Origin of the sequence: Streptomyces sp. NBC_00005, from assembly GCF_045160215.1 — a bacterium.
Classification (GTDB): Bacteria; Actinomycetota; Actinomycetes; order Streptomycetales; family Streptomycetaceae; genus Streptomyces.
Window position 1 is genome coordinate 7,976,051 of sequence record NZ_CP108316.1, and the last position, 16,806, is coordinate 7,992,856.

11 protein-coding genes are annotated in these 16,806 nt (G+C 69.2%); 8 read left to right on the plus strand and 3 right to left on the minus strand.

Annotated elements, in window-relative coordinates:
• Positions 1–32: 32 nt before the first annotated feature.
• From OG303_RS36530 to OG303_RS36550, 5 genes are all read left to right on the plus strand, one after another.
• Complete coding sequence (locus tag OG303_RS36530; RefSeq protein WP_405873882.1) at positions 33–7,841, plus strand: ricin-type beta-trefoil lectin domain protein; 7,809 nt, start codon at positions 33–35, stop codon at positions 7,839–7,841.
• Positions 7,834–8,232, plus strand: coding sequence for a toxin-antitoxin system YwqK family antitoxin (locus tag OG303_RS36535; protein WP_405873883.1), 399 nt, complete (start codon positions 7,834–7,836; stop codon positions 8,230–8,232). Before OG303_RS36530 ends, OG303_RS36535 begins: the two co-directional genes overlap by 8 nt.
• A 229-nt stretch (positions 8,233–8,461) precedes the next feature.
• A complete protein-coding gene (locus OG303_RS36540) occupies positions 8,462–8,974 on the plus strand; it encodes a hypothetical protein (RefSeq protein ID WP_405873884.1) in 513 nt (170 codons plus the stop codon).
• 80 nt (positions 8,975–9,054) lie between these two features.
• Positions 9,055–9,213, plus strand: a complete 159-nt coding sequence (locus OG303_RS36545; protein WP_405873885.1) for a hypothetical protein — start codon at positions 9,055–9,057, stop codon at positions 9,211–9,213.
• On the plus strand, positions 9,210–9,398 hold the full coding sequence (locus OG303_RS36550) for a hypothetical protein (RefSeq protein ID WP_405873887.1): 189 nt from the start codon (positions 9,210–9,212) through the stop codon (positions 9,396–9,398). Before OG303_RS36545 ends, OG303_RS36550 begins: the two co-directional genes overlap by 4 nt.
• Before the next feature lie 829 nt (positions 9,399–10,227).
• Here OG303_RS36550 and OG303_RS36555 read toward each other — a convergent pair.
• The 3 genes from OG303_RS36555 to OG303_RS36565 all read right to left on the minus strand — a co-directional run bounded on the left by OG303_RS36555 (position 10,228) and on the right by OG303_RS36565 (position 12,922).
• Positions 10,228–11,127, minus strand: a complete 900-nt coding sequence (locus OG303_RS36555; protein ID WP_405873889.1) for a replication-relaxation family protein — start codon at positions 11,125–11,127, stop codon at positions 10,228–10,230.
• A gap of 584 nt (positions 11,128–11,711) precedes the next feature.
• Positions 11,712–12,167 carry a hypothetical protein gene (locus OG303_RS36560; RefSeq protein ID WP_405873890.1) on the minus strand — a complete coding sequence of 152 codons (456 nt, stop codon included), beginning with the start codon at positions 12,165–12,167 and terminating at the stop codon, positions 11,712–11,714.
• Between the two features lie 14 nt (positions 12,168–12,181).
• Positions 12,182–12,922 (minus strand): hypothetical protein, encoded by a 741-nt coding sequence (locus OG303_RS36565; protein ID WP_405873891.1) that lies wholly within the window; start codon positions 12,920–12,922, stop codon positions 12,182–12,184.
• A gap of 147 nt (positions 12,923–13,069) precedes the next feature.
• Here OG303_RS36565 and OG303_RS36570 point away from each other — a divergent pair, with 147 nt between their 5' ends.
• From OG303_RS36570 to OG303_RS36580, 3 genes are all read left to right on the plus strand, one after another.
• A complete protein-coding gene (locus OG303_RS36570; protein ID WP_405873892.1) occupies positions 13,070–13,789 on the plus strand; it encodes a Crp/Fnr family transcriptional regulator in 720 nt (239 codons plus the stop codon).
• A gap of 168 nt (positions 13,790–13,957) precedes the next feature.
• On the plus strand, positions 13,958–16,360 hold the full coding sequence (locus OG303_RS36575) for an ATP-binding protein (protein WP_405873893.1): 2,403 nt from the start codon (positions 13,958–13,960) through the stop codon (positions 16,358–16,360).
• Between the two features lie 11 nt (positions 16,361–16,371).
• On the plus strand, positions 16,372–16,617 hold the full coding sequence (locus tag OG303_RS36580; protein WP_405873894.1) for a hypothetical protein: 246 nt from the start codon (positions 16,372–16,374) through the stop codon (positions 16,615–16,617).
• The last annotated feature ends 189 nt before the right edge of the window (positions 16,618–16,806 follow it).

Sequence of the window (16,806 nt, forward strand, 5' to 3'; positions counted from 1 at the left end):
TCAAGTCCGTTCCATACGGGGGTACTTCTCACGTGGGTGTGCGAAGAACGCTGACGCTGCTCTCTGCCTTCGTCGCCGCCATGACGTTGCTGGTGACCGGTGCGGTGGCGCAGAACGGCGTCGGGCCGTACGTCTTCCACGGCGACTTCTGGAAGCCGAAGCCGCTGCCGACGACGCCTGCCGTGGGCGACCACGAACTGAGCCGCCCGAAGACTCTCCACCCTCGTGGCTACCGTCCGCTGACCCGCTACAAGACGACCAAACCCGCCTGGCCACAGGCTGGTTCACACACGGTCGCCCTCCAGAGCAAGCCGGCCAGGGCGGGCTCGTTGCCGGTGTGGGTGGCATCGGCGAGCGGCAAGGGTGCTTCGGGGGTGCGCGTCCAACTTGCCTCCCGCACACAGGCGTTGAGTGCCGGCGCCGACACCGGCCTTCTGGTCGGACTGGGCCGTACCAAGTCCCGTACCGCCAAGGTCGGCGTCGTCATCGACTACTCCTCCGTCGCCAAGGCCTACGGCGGCGGCTACGGCTCCCGACTCACCCTCACCCGTCTCCCCGCCTGCGCCCTGACGACGCCTCAGCGCCCCGCCTGTCGCACCCGCACACCGCTGAAGGCCACCAACCGGGCCGCCGCGAACCAGCTCACCGCGACCACCACATCGGACTCGGCCATCGCCGTCACCTCGGGCAGCCGGGGCTCGCAGGGCGATTACTCGGCGACTTCGCTGACCGCGGAAGGGAGTTGGCAGACCAGCGGCACCGGCGCGTACACGTACTCGTACCCCATCGAGGCACCGGCCGGCGTCGGGGACACCGGCCCCTCCGTGGCGCTGTCGTACGACTCGCAGTCCGTGGACGGCGAGACCTCGGCCCGCAACTCGCAGGCATCGTGGATTGGTGACGGCTGGGGCTACCAGCCGGGCTTCGTGGAGCGCTCGTACCGCTCCTGCGGCTCGCTCCTCGACTCCGACGGAAAGAAGATCCTCAAGGGCTCGGGCGACGACTGCTGGGGCGGCGCCAACGCGACCGTCTCCTTCGGCTCGCACTCCGGCGTCCTCGTCCCGACCGACAGCTCCGGAGTCCCGGGCGAGATACGGGAGTTCAGGCTCCAGGGCGACGACGGCACCGTCGTACAGGAGCTGTCCGGGGCAGCCAACGGCCTGCACGACGGCACCTACTTCCGCGTGCTGACCACCGACGGCACCGCCGCGTACTTCGGCGCCGACCACTCGCCGACCGGCCCCGGCACCAAGGGAGCGGCCTCCTCCGACTCCGGCGACGACTCCACGCACGCGGCCTGGGGTGTGCCGGTGCTGCACCCGCGGTCCTCCGACCCGTGCCACAGCGACGCAGACGGCAAGAAGTCCCGCTGCGACAAGCCCGAGGGCTGGCGCTGGAACCTGGACTTCGTCGTCTCGCCCAGCGGATTCGTACAGCGTTACGACTACGCGACCGAGACCGGCTACTACGACCTCGGCGGTGGCCAGGCGGCGGCGACCGACGACAAGGACGACACCGGCGACCTCACCTCGTACACCCGCGGCGGCACGCTCACCTCGATCTCGTACGGCTACACCCTCGACGACGAGCAGACGGGCCGTATCCCGTCCGCGCAGGTGGCCTTCGCCTCCAAGCAGCGCTGCCGGACGACGTCCTCCTTCACCGACTGCTCGGCGGGCAACCTCGACGACAACACCGCACCGCACTGGCCGGACGTCCCCTGGGACCTGCACTGCGACTCGACCGACAAGACCAAGCTGCCGGACGACGCCACCAAGGTGCCCACGGATGTCTGCGTCACCTCGGCGCCGACCTTCTGGTCCACGACCCGGCTGGACTCCATCACCACCAAGGTCCACGTCAAGGACGGCGACACCGACAAGCTCGTCCCGGTCGACTCCTACGACCTCGGGCAGGTGTACTCCGATGCGGGCGGCACCGTCGACCCGGTCACCGGCACCACTGTCGACCCCAAGGACGCGGGCTCGCTCCAGGCCGTGATGTGGCTGCAGTCCATCAAGCACACCGGCCAGGACACCTACGGCAACGGCAACAAGGACATCGCGCTCAACCAGGTGTCCTTCACCGGCACCGAGATCGACAACCGGGTGGACGACGACTCCCCGTCCGCGCCCCCGCTCTACCGTCCGCGCATCTCCAACGTGCAGACGGAGACCGGCGAGTCGATCACCGTCGAGTACGACCAGAACCCGTGCGCGGGCAAGTCGCTCGACATCAAGTCGGCCGACTCCAACACCAACTCCTGCTATCCCGTGTACTGGACGGTGCCCGGCGCCTCCAAGCCGATCGCGGACTGGTTCAACAAGACCACCGTCCACAGCGTCACCGTCGCCGACCTGACGATCGCCGCCCAGTACAACCCGGACGCCTCCAAGATCCCGGCGGGCTCCGAGGCGCACGTCTCCACGTATGCCTACTCGGGCGCCGCCTGGCACCGCGACGACTCCGACCTGACCGACGACCAGTACCGCACCTGGGACCAGTTCCGCGGCTTCCGCAACGTCACCGTGCGCACAGGCAAGGCCCCCGAGCCGGTCACCCAGCAGACGACCACCTACCTCCAGGGCATGGACGGCGACTACAAGGCCGACGGCAGCCGCCGCTCCGTCAACGTGGCCGCCACGGTCGGCGGCAAGACCGTCGAGACGGTCCCCGACGCCGACCAACTCGCAGGTACCGCACTGCAGTCGGACACGTACACCGCCTCCGGCGGCACGGTAAACGCCTCCACGGTCAACGGCCCGTTCGACTTCACCACCACCGCACACGCGGACCGCACCTCATGGACGGCCTGGACCCAGGAGGACCACCCCGGCGAGACCAAGCCGGACAAGGCCACCCTGCCCGACCTCACCGCCCGCCGCATCAAGTCCACCCAGACGCACGGCTACTCCCTGCTGGCGGACGGCAGTTGGCGGCACACCCGCAGCGACACCGCGTACGACGACCAGGGCCGTGTGCAGTCTGTGGACGCGCACGGGGACGTCTCCGTGGCCGCGCAGGAGAAGTGCGCCTCCACCGACTACGCGACCCCGCCTTCCTCGGCCGGCAACAGCATGCTGCTCGCCTACCCGGACCGCATCACCACGGTCTCCGGGCCCTGCGGCACCAAGCCCGGCACCGACACCCTGCTCTCGGACAAGAAGGTCTACTACGACGGAGACGGCTCCGTCACCGACCTCGGCTCCTACGGCACCGTGGTCCACCCACGTGTGACGGGCACCCAGGTCGCCACCGGCTTCGGCGGCGACGGCACCGAGAACTGGCGTACCACCAGCGGTATTTCCTACGACGTCGCCGGCCGCGTCACCGATGCCCTCGACGTCACCGGGAACGGCACCCACACCGACTACCTGCCCAAGTGGAGCAGCGCGGGCGGCAACACCAACCCGACCAGCATCGTCTCCACCAACCAGAAGAACTGGACGGTCACCTCCACCCTCGACCGCCTGCGCGGCCTGCCCCTCGAGAACCTCGACGCCAACAACCGCGTCACGGACATCACTTACGACGCCCTCGGCCGCCGTACCGCCGTCTGGCTGCCCGGACGCGACAAGGCGACGCAGAGCGCGGACATGACGTTCGCGTACTCCATCAATCCCGGCGCGGTCCCCGCCCCCGGCGGCACCATCACCCAGCCCGGCGACCCGTCCTCCGTCACCACGCGCACCCTGCGCGAGGACGGCACGTACTCGACGTCGATCAGCATCTACGACGGGATGCTGCAGCCCCGCCAGGTCCAGGCGCCCGCCGACGGCGACTCGGACTCCGGCCGGATCATCTCCGACACGTTCTACGACTCCCACGGCTGGCCGAGCGCCTCGTACGCCCCGTACTCGGAGCCGGACCACTCTCCGTCCGCCACCCTCTACGCGGCCAACGAGAACGAGATCCCGGCCGAGACCACGACCGCCTACGACGGCCAGGGTCGCGCCACCGAGAGCACCCTGTGGCACCAGGCGGTCAAGCAGTGGAGTACCAGCACGACCTACCCGGGCGCCGACGAGACCGACAGCACCCCACCGGCCGGCGGCTCGTCGACCGCCGCCTTCACCAACGCCCTCGGCCAGACGGTGAAGTCGGTGGTGAAGAACACCGGTGCCACGGTCACGCTCAAGGGCGGCAGCATCATCCCGTCCGGCACCTCACTGACCTCCAACAGCGTGCGCCTGACCATGCAGGCCGACGGCAATCTGGTCCTCTCTGCGCTCGCGAGCGGCAAGACCCTCTGGTCCAGTGACACGAGCGGAAACCCGGGCGCCTACGCCCAGTTCGGCACGGACGGCAACCTCGCCGTCTACACCGCCTCCGGCACCTCCAAGTGGACCACCGGCCTGACTGCGACCACGGGCGCCACCCTCCGGGTCCGTACGGACTCCACGCTCGCCGTCGTCGGCAGCGACGGCAACACGGTGCTGTGGAAGCAGGGCACGGCGGGCGCGGTCCCGGCCGCCGACGCCATCACGCGCTACACCTACACGCCCGCCGGTCAGATCGACTCGGTCAGCGACAGCGCGGGCAACTCCTGGTCGTACAAGTACGACCTGCTCGGCGAGAAGACCTCCCAGACCGACCCCAACACGGGCACGACGAGCTTCGACAAGTACGACGTGCAGGGCAACCTGCTGCAGACCACCGACCCACGCGGCCAGACGCTGTCGTACAGCTACGACTGGGACAACCGCGTGACAGCGGAGTACGCCGCGCCCTGGTCGGCCACGCCCGACCCGGCCAAGCAGCAGTCCTCCCGGGTCTACGACACCCTGGCCAAGGGCTATCCGACGTCTTCGACGCGGTACGTGGGCGGGGCGGCGAGCGGCAGCGCGTACACCGAGGCCGTCACCGGCTACAACACCGCTTACCAGCCGTTGGGTTCGACGCTCACGATCCCGGCCGCCGACGGCTTCCCGGGCACGGCGGGCAAGGACAGCGGCACGGTCACGTACACGCTGACCTCGACGTACACCCCCAACACGGGCCTGCTGGCGACGACCCAGTACCAGGCGGACGGCGGCCTGCCGGCCGAACGCATCGGCTACGGCTACACGTTGCAGGGCGCGCTGGACGGTTTCGGCGGCTACATCAACGCGGCCAACACGCCCTCATATCTGGACGGCACGGTCCACGACCCCTTCGGCCGGGTCCTGCAGACCAACTACGGCCCCACGGGCAAGGAGTTGGCCACCTTCGCCCAGTACGACGTGACGACGGGCCGCACCACGCAGACCAGCAGCATGCTGCAGACGTCGACCACGGCCCTGGACGTCGCCAACTACCGCTACAACCAAGCCGGCGAACTCACGGCTTCGGACGACCTCCAGGACAACACGACTCACGACACGCAGTGCTTCGCCTACGACTCGTTCCAGCGGCTGACCGCCGCCTGGACGGACACCGCAGGGATCACCGACTCCGGAACCGCACCGGTGGGCGCGGTCGGCGGCTGCACCACGGCCTCCGTGCAGACCGGCGCGGCGCCGGTGAAGACGAAGACGGTCGGGGGACCGGCGCCGTACTGGCAGACCTACACCTACGACCTGCTCGGCGACCGCACGGGCACGGTGAACCACGACACGGCCGGCAACGCGCTGGCGGACACCACCCAGGCGACGTCGTACCCGGGCACGGACGGCACGGCTTCTGTGGGGCACCCGGACCAGGCGGGCGCGACGACGACCAGCAACCCGGGTACGGGTACGGCGACACAGACCCCGTCGTACACGGATGCGGCCGGCAAGAACGCGGGCAACACGGTCAGCCGGGCGACGAAGACGACGGGTCAGATCACGACCGGCTTCACCCTCTCCGGCGGTGGCAAGCTGTGCGTCGAGGAGACGGGGTCCGGCGCGAAGGTCGACGTCAACACGTGCAGTTCGTCGGCCGCGGCCCAGAAGTGGGCGATCGGCACCGACGGCACGGTGAAGGCGGGCGGCTTCTGCCTGGACACCGCGGGCAACGCGACCGCGTCCGGCACGGGCGTGGTGGCCGAGGCCTGTTCCTCGGACGCCACACAGAAGTGGCGCGTCACGTCGACCGGGACGCTGGTCAACGCGGCCAAGAGCACCCTGTGTCTGACCGACCCGAGCGCCAGCTCCACCAAGGGCACCCAGCTGACGCTGGCCACCTGCGGCGGCAAGGGCCAGAACTGGTCGACGATCACGGCGGGCGCGCTGCCGGCGGGGCAGACGCAGACGTTCACGTACGACGCCGAGGGACGGACGGCGACGGTCTCGACGCCGTCCGGCACGACGAACCGTACGAGCAAGTACCTGTACGACGCCGACGGCAACCTGCTGGAGCAGACGGCGTCGGTCGACGGCACGGACAAGACGCGGGTGCTGTATCTCTTCGGCGGGGCAGAGCAGCTGACGCTGGACGTGGCGGCGAAGACGTGCACGGCGCTGCGCTATTACTCGGGTCCGGACGGGACGCGGGTGACCCGTTCGAGCTCGGGTGATGTGACCTACCAGGTCGCCAACGCGCAGGGCACGGCTACGACTTCGGTGGCCGCGGACGATCTCGCCGTCACACGTCGGTACTACGACCCGTACGGCAACCCGCGCGGCGCGAAGCCGTCGTCGTGGGTTGCGGCGGACGAGAACCACGGGTTCCTGGGCAAGCCGAGCGACTCGGTGACGGGTCTTGATCTGCTGGGTGCGCGGAACTACGACCCGGTGCTGGGGAGGTTCCTGACGGCGGACCCGCTGTTCGAGGCGGGCGATCCGAACCAGATGGGCGGGTACACGTACGCCGGGGACAATCCGGCGACCGGCAGCGACCCGACCGGCACCATCAGGGTCAACCCTGACGGCACGCAATGCAGCGGTGGCTGGAACGAGTGCGGGCCAGGGAACGTTAGCTCCGGAAACTCTGGAAGCACCGGCAACACCAACACCTCCAGCGGCAACACCGGAGGTTCGCCCACTCCTTCCCCCTCGCCGGAAGCGCCCCCGACTCCCGGGCCTTACCCTCCTGCGCCCCACAATTTCGTCAACGACGTCGCCTTCAGCATCGTCAAGACGGTCTATGACCTTGCCAACTGCGAGTTCTGGCTCAGCGGAGGCGGCCCAGACCACGACGCCTCCTGCGAAACCGCCGGCGGTGTCGTTTCGGGCGGCGGCCTCGAAGGCGGCGCCGCCGGGGTGGCGGAACGCGGTGCGGCGGTGGACGTCGAGGGCGCGGTCGAGGGCGCTGCCGAAGGCGACGCGGCCGCTGCGGCAGGCGCGGGCGCCAAGGCGGTCGACGACGCGGCGGCCGACATGGCGGACCTCGTGGCCATGAAGCGGGCGAATGCGCAGGCGCGGGCGGAGGAGGCGGACGCCGAGGCGGCCAAGGCCAGCAAGCCGACAACCGGGGCGTCAGGCACCACCAAGCCGTCGGGCGGCGGTGCGAGCGCCGACCAGGACGCGGCCGACGAGACGCTGCGGACTGCCGTTCACCAGAGATACAAGGATGTCACCACGCAGGGCAGTCCCCGCTACCAGACCAACAGAGAGCGGGGGCCCGTGCTCACCGGCGCCATGGACAACGTGACGGGTGACATTACCTTCGGCCAGAACACAGGCATTCCCAGCCCCCTTCACCCCACCTTCCAGGACCGCATCGACAACTTCGAGGGCGAGCCCGCAGAGTTCAAGGGAGTGCCCGGGAGCCACTCCGAGATCAATGCCCTGAACGAAGGGATGCTGGCTCGTCCCGGCTCCATCCTCGAAGAATTCACTGTCTACAATGTGCGACTCAAGGGCACTCTGAAGGGGCAACGCATCATCCGGTGCGACAACTGCCAGCAGATAACGGACGGGGCACGGGAAATTGAATGAGGTTCCCGACGACGACCTCGATTTCGACGAGGATCTGATCTACACGTACCGGGGCGAGCTGTTCACAGGGGTTGGATACGAAGAGTCCGACGGCCGACGGATCTCCGAGATCCATTACGTGAACGGCAGGCAGGAGGGCGTCTCCCGCGGCTGGCATGCGGACGGGAGCCTGTGCGAGGAGACCTCGTACCGGCAGAACGTCCTGCACGGGACGCGCTTCCGCTATGACACCGAGGGGCATGTGCGGCTGGAGGAGAAGTACGAGTACGGAATCCTTCTGTCCAAGGTCGAGCGCAATGCCCAAAGGGAAGTGACGGACACCTTCGAACTGACGCCTACGGATCCGCTGTGGAAAACCCTGATCGACTTCCGAGGCCGTTTCAAATGGTGAGTGTCCGGGACTGAAACAACGTCAACCGGACACGTTCTCGTGCCGACCGGGAGTTGCGTGTGCGTCGACGCCAGGCCGTGACGCTGGACTTCATGCCGGCGGCGAGCTGCGCCTGTCGGCTCGCCCGTCCCCGGTTGCCCGTCAGAGAAAACGGGACGCGGCGCGAAAGAGGTCTGGGACGAGATGCCCATCCATATGGTCGTCCCCACCTGACACCGGAGGTACGGCGATGGCAGTCAGACTCTCGTTGATCCAGGCCGAGCGGGTCGACTGGGGTTCGCTGCGGTGCGGATGCGGCAAGACGGGCGCGCACATTCCCGAGACCTTCGCCAGTCTGCTCGTGGCCGGCACGCCGCAGGAGATCGCAGACGCATCTCTGGAGGGACACGTCTACATTCAGTCCCTGCTTTTTGAAGTGGCAGTGCCGGTAACCTCCATGATCGTGGCGGCGCTGAGCGAGGAGACGTCGGAGGCCGTGCACATCCGGCTTATCGATGAGCTCATTTCCTGCGTCGGAGGAGAGTCTCATTGGACCGAGGTCGAGGCGGGTGCTCCGGAACTCGAGGTCGACTGCCAGATCGTGGCGCGCGAGGGGATCTGGACGCTCTATCAGGAGTACGCGACCGGCCGTGCGTCGATGGCTCGGATGATCCTTGACGCGGTGGACACCGATCGCGAACGGTTCGAGTACTTCGACGCCAAGTTGATCGACCGGGTGAGAAAGCGGGCAAAGCGGCGGTGACCGACGGGCGGCGTCGCGCCTTGTCCCAACCCCGTCGTTCGTGGGGTGAGTTGGCGACTTGATGAGGAGCGGTCCCACGTATGCGATTGATCGATGTGGAGATCGGTCGGTACAACTGGTCAGCGTTCGCCTGCGGATGTACGAAGACGGCCGCGCACCTGACCGATGACCTGCTGCGGCTGGCAGCGGAGCAGTCCAGCGAGGAGGCACGGGCGCTTCACATCGAAACCACGCCATGATTCAGTCGATTCCGCAGGAACCGGCGGCGCCCGTCGCCTCGGTGCTCATGGCGGCGCTTGCGGGCGACCTTTCCCCTGGGGCGAGGTTCGTATGCCTGGATCTGCTTGGCGGGCTGGTGTTCAGCGACGACGACTCGTCGGAGTTGTGCCAGCAGATCGCGCGGCAGGGGCTCTGGTTGCTGTAACGGGACCTGCGGTCAGGCACCTTGCCTGGAATTGTCGCTTGCGCCTATCACGTCCTGAGGGTGATCGAGGACGATGAGGACCGGCTCCGCGCCTACCGGAATGCAGGGCAGCTCAATCTGCCCGACTACCTCGCCGACTGAAGATCCGGACAAGGCCATGAGTCTCGCGCAGGCGGAGTTGGAGAGGCATGCCTCCGGACCGATGGTGTCTGGATCTGGCCGAGAAGTCTTGCCTACTACGTCGTCAGGTACCACGTGGAGCTACCGGGTGACTTCCTGCGGCACATGGAGGCCTCCCGACGGACGGCACCAATCCCGGACGACGACGCCCTGGACGCCGTCGTCGATCAGTTCATGCTGGAGGAGTCCGTGTTTCTTCCACGGCACCGGTGAGGTCGCCAAGTAGGAAGTGGCACTGGGCCAGGCCAATGCGGTCCAGGGCGTGGCTGCGGATGTCCTCGGGACCCTGAAGGGTCAGGGCCTGGCGGATTTCGCCGGCGCGCAGGGCGGGGCGCTGGGCGGCCGCGTGTGCGCAATCGGATGGTGGCCGGGTTGCGCGCACGCGCCTCTGGGCGGCTGCGCAGGCTTCGATTCGCCCGCGTGCGCTGACTGCGCAGCCGTCCACGAGTACTGCGCACCTGCTGCGCGCTCGGTGTGCGGTTCTTTGCGCAATGCTGTGGTCGGGGCTGTGGTCGGGGCTGTGGTCGGCCCCATGGTCGGGGTTGTGGTCGGCCCCATGGTCGGGGTTGTGGTCGGGCCCGTGGTCGGGCTCTGCGCAGCCGCTGCGCACCGACGCGGTGGGTGGGTGCGCAGCGGCTGCGCAGGCCGTCTACGCATCCTGGGACTGGCTCCAGACGACTCTGCTGTCGGGGTCCCGGATGGGGCGCCACACCGGCGACGAAGGACCGTTGTTGCGCAGGTCGGCCAGCGATGCGGCCACAACGAGGACGTCGCGTAGGAACAAGTCCAGCTTCCAGTCGCCCGGGGCCGAATGCAGGGCGCGGATGCGGGTGTTGACGCCGGCGGGGCCGGTGCCGTCCAGGACGAACAAGAGGCGGGGGAAGAGCGGGTAGCGCTTTCGCCATTCCTCCTGCTCCGGTTCCTGTCCGATGGTCGGCCGGCGGCGCCCGGGGGCGGCGGGCACGTAGTGGTAGAGGCGGGCGTAGGCGGTGAGCTTGGCGGCCAGGCGTTCCGGGCCCATGGTGGCCCGGTCGACCTCGACGAATGCCCGCAGCATTGACCCGTTGCCGTCGGCGGGTCCGCGCCGGTAGTACATCAGTGCGTCGGGGATGACGGCCTCACCACTCCCGATGGGGTGGTAGACCTCGGGCAGCCAGTCCAGCGGCCTGCACAACTCGCCGCGGCGGCGCGCGTCCTCAAGAAAGAGGAGCGCGGTCTCGGTCACTGTCAGGGTGTGTCCGACCCGCAGCCGCGCTGCAGTCGGATCGGCCACAGTCTTCGGTGGCCGCCGTCCCCGCAACTCCGGCCACTCGGAGGCGATTCGCACACCGTACGAGGTGGGAAACCACACGCGCAGTCGCCCGGCCTGGGGCAGGGTGATGCGGTCGACGAGCCCCTCTTCGCGCAGTTTGGCAAGCCGCCGCCGGGTCTGCTCCCTGCGCACTCCAGGGGCGATCACCCGGTGCATCTGTTCGGTGGTGGCCATCCGGTACTGCGTCAGCACCGCCAGCGCCATCCGGTCGTCACCGCTCGTATCCACGTCGGTCATCGTCGGGCCGTCTTTCCTGTACGGGGCGGCGCCGTCCTGCCCGGCGCCGCGCATACCGGCCACAGCAGCAGCCGACCCCGACCGGACCACCGACCACGAAGCCCCGACCACGGTCACGATGCGACAACACCGCCCCCGACCGTGCCGATATCCCCGCCGACAACTGTCCCTGCGCTGCTGCCTCGCCAGCGCCATTCCTGCAGGTCACCACGCATCCTTTGGCGTGGTCGCCAGCCCGACATCCCCCTCTGCACACCCCCACGCACGCCCCAAAGACAAAAGAAAGGCAGGGGACGGCGGGCGAACGGGCGGGCGCGTGCCGGCGGGGGATCGGGGCCGCAGTTGTCCGTGTTGCGCGTCGGCGGAGCCTCCGCGCTCGTGCGCCGCGGGAATGCGGCGCGCACAGCAGCACCGACGAGAGGGTGGGGTCGGATTCGTGCACCTCGGCCATGACGGCCCTGCCGTGGGTGCTTTGAGCTCGTAGCAGGAGCTGGTTGAAGTGCCCTGGTCGGGCGTGACCGATGTGATGATTCGGCTGTTCGAGAGGGCATGAGCACCCGGCCGTGGATCGTGGACGACGGTGGCTATGCCCCCGCACCGGGTTGAGATCCGCCGTGGCCCGGCCAGTGCACGGTCTGGTCGCCGCCTTGGACGGCGAAGACCGGGCCGGAACCGTGAGCGGTGTTGGTCTGCTCCAGGTGCGCGTGGACAACCTCCCGGCGGTCGTCCGGCATCGTGCGCCGTACCTCCTCTACCAGGCGCGCGAGTGGCTCACGGCAGGACGGTTCCCGGCGGAGCAGGGCTTCTAGTTCCACTTCCCAGGAACCCAAGAGTGCCCGCCGTACGACGTCGGGGGCCGCGGCCCCCTCGACGAGCGCGGCGTGGCTGTCGAGTCGGGTCGTGATCTCCCGGCGCCGCCGACCGGACCGGCGGAACAGGTCGGCTACGCCGTCGCGCATGGTCTGCCACAGTTCTGTGGTCATCGCGGCGACCAGGGCGGTCGCTCCGGCTCCCGCGAGCGCGGCCAGTTCGTCCTCCACGTAACTCCCCTTCCTCACTCAGGCGTGCGTCCGTTGACGGTCAGGTCCCCGTTCTGCGTGGCGTAGACGACGCCGTGCCCTGAAGCCTTGTTGACCATCTTCGAGAGGCCCGCCGGACGGTCTTTTCGGTGCGGCTCGACGGCCTGGTCCGGGGCAGCCGCTGCCTCCGGCAGAGCGACTGCCCCGGGCAGGTGCAGCCAGGCGCTCGCCGAGTACTCCTTCACCGCGACGTCAACCCGCCGGAAGGACTCGGGATCGATGCCCGGGTAGCCGTGCCGCACCGTTTCGTCGTAGAAGTGCTGCGAGACAAGGAGCGACGCGGGCACCGTGTCGGGTGCCCCGGCCAGCGCCTCCCGGGCCGGGCTGGCGTCAAGCAGTCGGGCGAGCACCTCCAGCGGCCCTCCAGCGGCACCGGTCCGTCCGAGCCACACGTCACCGGCATGCAACGCCACCCTGAGGCGGATCCGCGTCGACCGGGCGGCCGTCCGGTTGTGCGCGTGCAGCCGGACCACCAGCTCGTGGAACAGCGGGTGGATCAGCCTGGACTTCGGCACCCGCGCCGGGGCGACGATCCGAAAGCCGTCCCCGAGGTCGTTGAACCGGCATGCCTGCCAGTCGATTCCGCTCTCCTTCAGCGACTCCTGAAGCATGGTCAGGAGCACCTCGCGGATGCGCAGCAGGGCCACGTCGCCCCGGCCCCCCGAACGTTCGATGTCCACAGCCACCATGGGCCGGTACTCCAGTACTGCGTCCATGCGTTCCTCCCGGTCCTGCCGCGCCCCTAACTGTGCACCAGGCGTGGGCAGGAGATCCCGTCCCCATACGGAATCCGTCGAAGTCGTCTACAAACACGGGCTGTTGGGAGCCATGGTCGGTACCGCGCCGGGGTGCACACTGGTGCCGTGGTGAATCCTGGGGAGCGGGGGGTCGGGCAGTGGCCGCGCGAGACGTGGGCGTGGCCGTCGGCGAGCGTACTCGGGGGGCTTCCGCAAGCGGCGCGTGACCGGCTGCTCGCGCTGGGGGCCCTCGCGCGCTACCCGACCGGCCGGGTGCTGATCCGTGAAGCGGAGGAGAGCACGTTCATGCTGATCCTGCTCGACGGGGTGGTCAAGGCGACCGGACGCACCAACGACCACCGGGACGCTCTCCTGGCCGTTCGTATGGGTGGCGACCTGGTCGGCGAGTTCGCCGCGGTCGACGGGAGGCCACGGTCCGCGACGGTGACAACGTGCGGGCCGGTCATCGCCCGCGTCGTGACCCGGGTCGACTTCCTCGACTGCATGCGGCACGACCGGCGGATCGCTCAGGCGGTCAACGAGTCGATCGTCGCGAAGCTGCGGGTCGCGACGAGCCACCGCATCGACTTCACCGGCTGCGACGCTCCGACCCGGCTGGTCCGGGTGCTCTACCAGATCACCATGACCTACGGAGAGCGCAGCGGCGAGGGCGCCGTCATCCGCTGGCCGATCACCCAGCCCGAACTGGCCACCCTCGCCGGCACGGCGGAGCCAACCGTGCAGAAGGCACTGCGAAGGCTCCGTGAAGCAGGTGTGGTGTCCACCGGCTACCGGACCTTCAGGGTCGAGAATCTCGCTCAGCTACGCCAACTCGCCTTCGCCTGAAGGCCCGTACGGTCCCGAGTGAACGTGGGGAAACCGTCGTAGGACGGTATTCGGGCGGCAGCAGGCCATTAGCGTGACAGCGGGCCGACGGCCTCCTGGACGGGGGAGGGCCTGATGTCTCGCGACAGAGGCGACGACAGCGGACGACCGCACGAAACAGGGGGAGCGATGCCAGACGCGGACGACGACACCTCGACACCTGTCGGACCGAGCGTGGCGCACCGGATCGACGTTGGCGGCAGTGTCACCGGCTCCGTGATCGCGGGCAACCACAACGTGGTCGTCGACGCGCAGCACGGCTCGCAGGTCACCGTGGTGGTGGGTCCCGAACGGCCCCACCCCCAGCGCCGGGAGCGGGCCGAGGTGCTGCCCCGGAGCCTGCCGGAGCCGGTGGGCCGGGAGGAGGCGGCGCAGGCGCTGGCGGCGGCCGTCCGTGCCGGAGGACCGGTGCAACTGTGGGGGCCGCCCGGAGTCGGCAAGACCACGCTGTTGCGGCACGCCGCGCGGCTGCTGCCTCCTGGGCCGGACGGGACGGTGTTCCTGGGCGGGGCCAATCGCGACGTCGAGGATCTCGCCCAAGACGTGTTCGAGGCCTGCTACGAGGCCCCCGGGTACGCGCCGAACCGGACCGAGCTGCAACGGTTGATGACCGGTGTGCGGGTGACGGTGTACGTGGACGACGCCGACCTGACGTCCGATCAGCTGCTGGAGCTGATGGACGCGGCTCCCCAGGCGACGTTCGTCTTTGCCAGTGCCGAGCGGACGCTATGGAGCGGCGGCACGGCGCTGGAACTGTGCGGTTTGTCGCAGACCGCCGGACTTGAGCTCCTGGAAAGGGAGTTGGGCGGCCCGCTGCCGGGCATGGACCACGAGACCGCCGCCGCCCTGTGGCAGGCCGCCGGCGGCCTGCCGCTGCCGCTGCTGCGGGCGGCTGCGGTGGCGCGCTCCGACCCTCAAGGCGAGGGCAGACTCCCGCGCGTCGGCGAAGTCACCGACCTGCTCCCGGCGTTGCTCGACCAACAGGCCGAGGACGAGTCGGTGATGGGGGTGCTGCACCTGCTCGCGACCTTCGACGGGGCCGAGGTGGCGGCCATACATGTAGGGGCACTGACGGACGTGGCGGAGCCCGACGCAGTGTGCGACCGCCTGGTGCGCCTGGGACTGGCACGTCTCGGCGAGTACGGCTACGCCTCCGTCGCCGACACGGTGCCGGTGGTGCGCGGACGGTTTCCCGCACCGTTCCCGGCCGAGCGGCTGTGCGACCACTTCACGCGGTGGGCGACGCTTCGGGAAACCGCGCCGCAGGAACTGGCCGCCCACGGCCGGGTGCTGGAGAAGGTGGCCGAGGTGGCCGAGTCGGCGGGGCGCCCGGACCTGGCTGTGCGACTCGCACGGGCCACGTCACCGGGGCTGGCCCGCTCGCTCAGGTTCGGCGTGTGGGGGCGGCTGCTCGGCCGTGGCTGGGTCGCGTCGCGCGCCGCGGGCGACCGGCAGGCCGAGGCGTACTTCCTCCACGAGGAGGCTGTTCGGGCCCTGTTGATCGGCAGGCGGGTCGTGTACGCGGCGCTACTGGCCCAGGCGGCGTGGCTCGGGCATGAGCTGGCCGCCGGCTCGGCGAACGGTGCCGGCGGAGGAGCGGCGGCTCACGCGAGCGGTGGGCAACCTGCCTTCGACGTCCATCACTACATGGGCCAGCATGGCTTCGGGTCGGCCCACTCCGGTGCTTCCGTCGGTCACGGCGCTGTGGCCCAGCCGTCGGCGGGGGCTGGAGGCGGAGGGTCCTGGGGCGGGGCCTCGGGGCATGGAGATGGTGGTGCGTCTGCTGCTTCGGGGCACGGAGGTGGCGGTGCGTCTGCCGCTTCGGGGCACGGAGGTGGCGGTGCGTCTGCTGCTTCGGGGCACGGAGGCAGCAGTGCTTCGGCTCTCACGGGCCACAGCGGGGCGTCCGGCGGCGCCGCACACTCGTTGGGCGCCGGTGGCGGTTCCTGGGGCGGCGTCACGACCGCGTCGTCCGGTGCCGCGACAGCAACGACAACGGCGACGGCGGCGGGTGCGGGCGTGAGCAGCCTGGTCACAACCATCGTCTCCCTGGTCATCGCCTGTGCGCTCGTCGGCGGCGTGGGCTACGCCATCAGCTCGTCCAGTTCCCACGACGGACAGTCGCGGTCGGGTGACGCGCGCAACGAGGCGCTGCCGACCCCGTCGTTCTCCCTCCCGTCAGAACTGACAGATACCTCGACCCCCACCGACGATCCCCTCGCGAACCCGCCAGGGTGTGATGAGGAGTCCGACGCGCACCAGAAAAACGATCAGACCATGGCAACGGCGCCGATCACGAACCCCGGCGCTGATCAAGCGTGGGCCTCATCCGAGCAGCAGCTCTCCGAGGACCTGGCAGCAGCGGCGGATGTGGCGACCGACCCATCGATCAAGGCGGCGATCCAGAAGGAGTCTTCCGACAGCGCCTCTCTCGCGAGCGCGATCACCGGCAATGACAACGCGGCCGTGAGCCGGTACGTCGAGGCCACCGGCGCCGACTCATCTGCGGTGCTAGATCTCTGCTACTCGTAGGAGCCATCATCGTGTCACCGTCACAACCGCCGCCGTCGGGCGACGAGTTCACCATCCGGATCGGCGGCGACGTGTCCGGCCCGGTCGTCGTCGGCCACGACAACCACGTCGAAGTGCACCAACCTGCCCCCGCGACCCCATCCGTGCCCGAACCGGACCCCGCGACGTCGACCCAGACCAACACGGCGAAGGACCACGGCACTGTCTACGCCGTCACCAACGGCGACATGCACATTCACCAGGACGGCCCGACCTGAGACACCGCGGCTCAGCCGCCCACAAACACGGTCACCAGGCAGACCCTCTCCCGCAGTCCAACTCGGTCACTCGGGAGTGGTCACTACCTGGCTCGCCGGTTCCGGAAACGCCGCCGAATACCCGATGCGCGAGCGCTGGTACCCGACTGACATGACCGACGGGGAATGGGTGGCGGGGAGGCCGTTGCT

What these genes read in the sequence shown, in the direction of transcription:
- OG303_RS36550 (WP_405873887.1), top strand. Translation starts at nt 9,210, where the DNA reads ATGATTCAGTCGATTCCGCAGGAACCGGCGGCGCCCGTCGCCTCGGTG.
- OG303_RS36555 (WP_405873889.1), bottom strand. Translation starts at nt 11,127, where the DNA reads ATGACCGACGTGGATACGAGCGGTGACGACCGGATGGCGCTGGCGGTG.
- OG303_RS36575 (WP_405873893.1), top strand. Translation starts at nt 13,958, where the DNA reads ATGCCAGACGCGGACGACGACACCTCGACACCTGTCGGACCGAGCGTG.
- OG303_RS36540 (WP_405873884.1), top strand. Translation starts at nt 8,462, where the DNA reads ATGGCAGTCAGACTCTCGTTGATCCAGGCCGAGCGGGTCGACTGGGGT.
- OG303_RS36565 (WP_405873891.1), bottom strand. Translation starts at nt 12,922, where the DNA reads ATGGACGCAGTACTGGAGTACCGGCCCATGGTGGCTGTGGACATCGAA.
- OG303_RS36545 (WP_405873885.1), top strand. Translation starts at nt 9,055, where the DNA reads ATGCGATTGATCGATGTGGAGATCGGTCGGTACAACTGGTCAGCGTTC.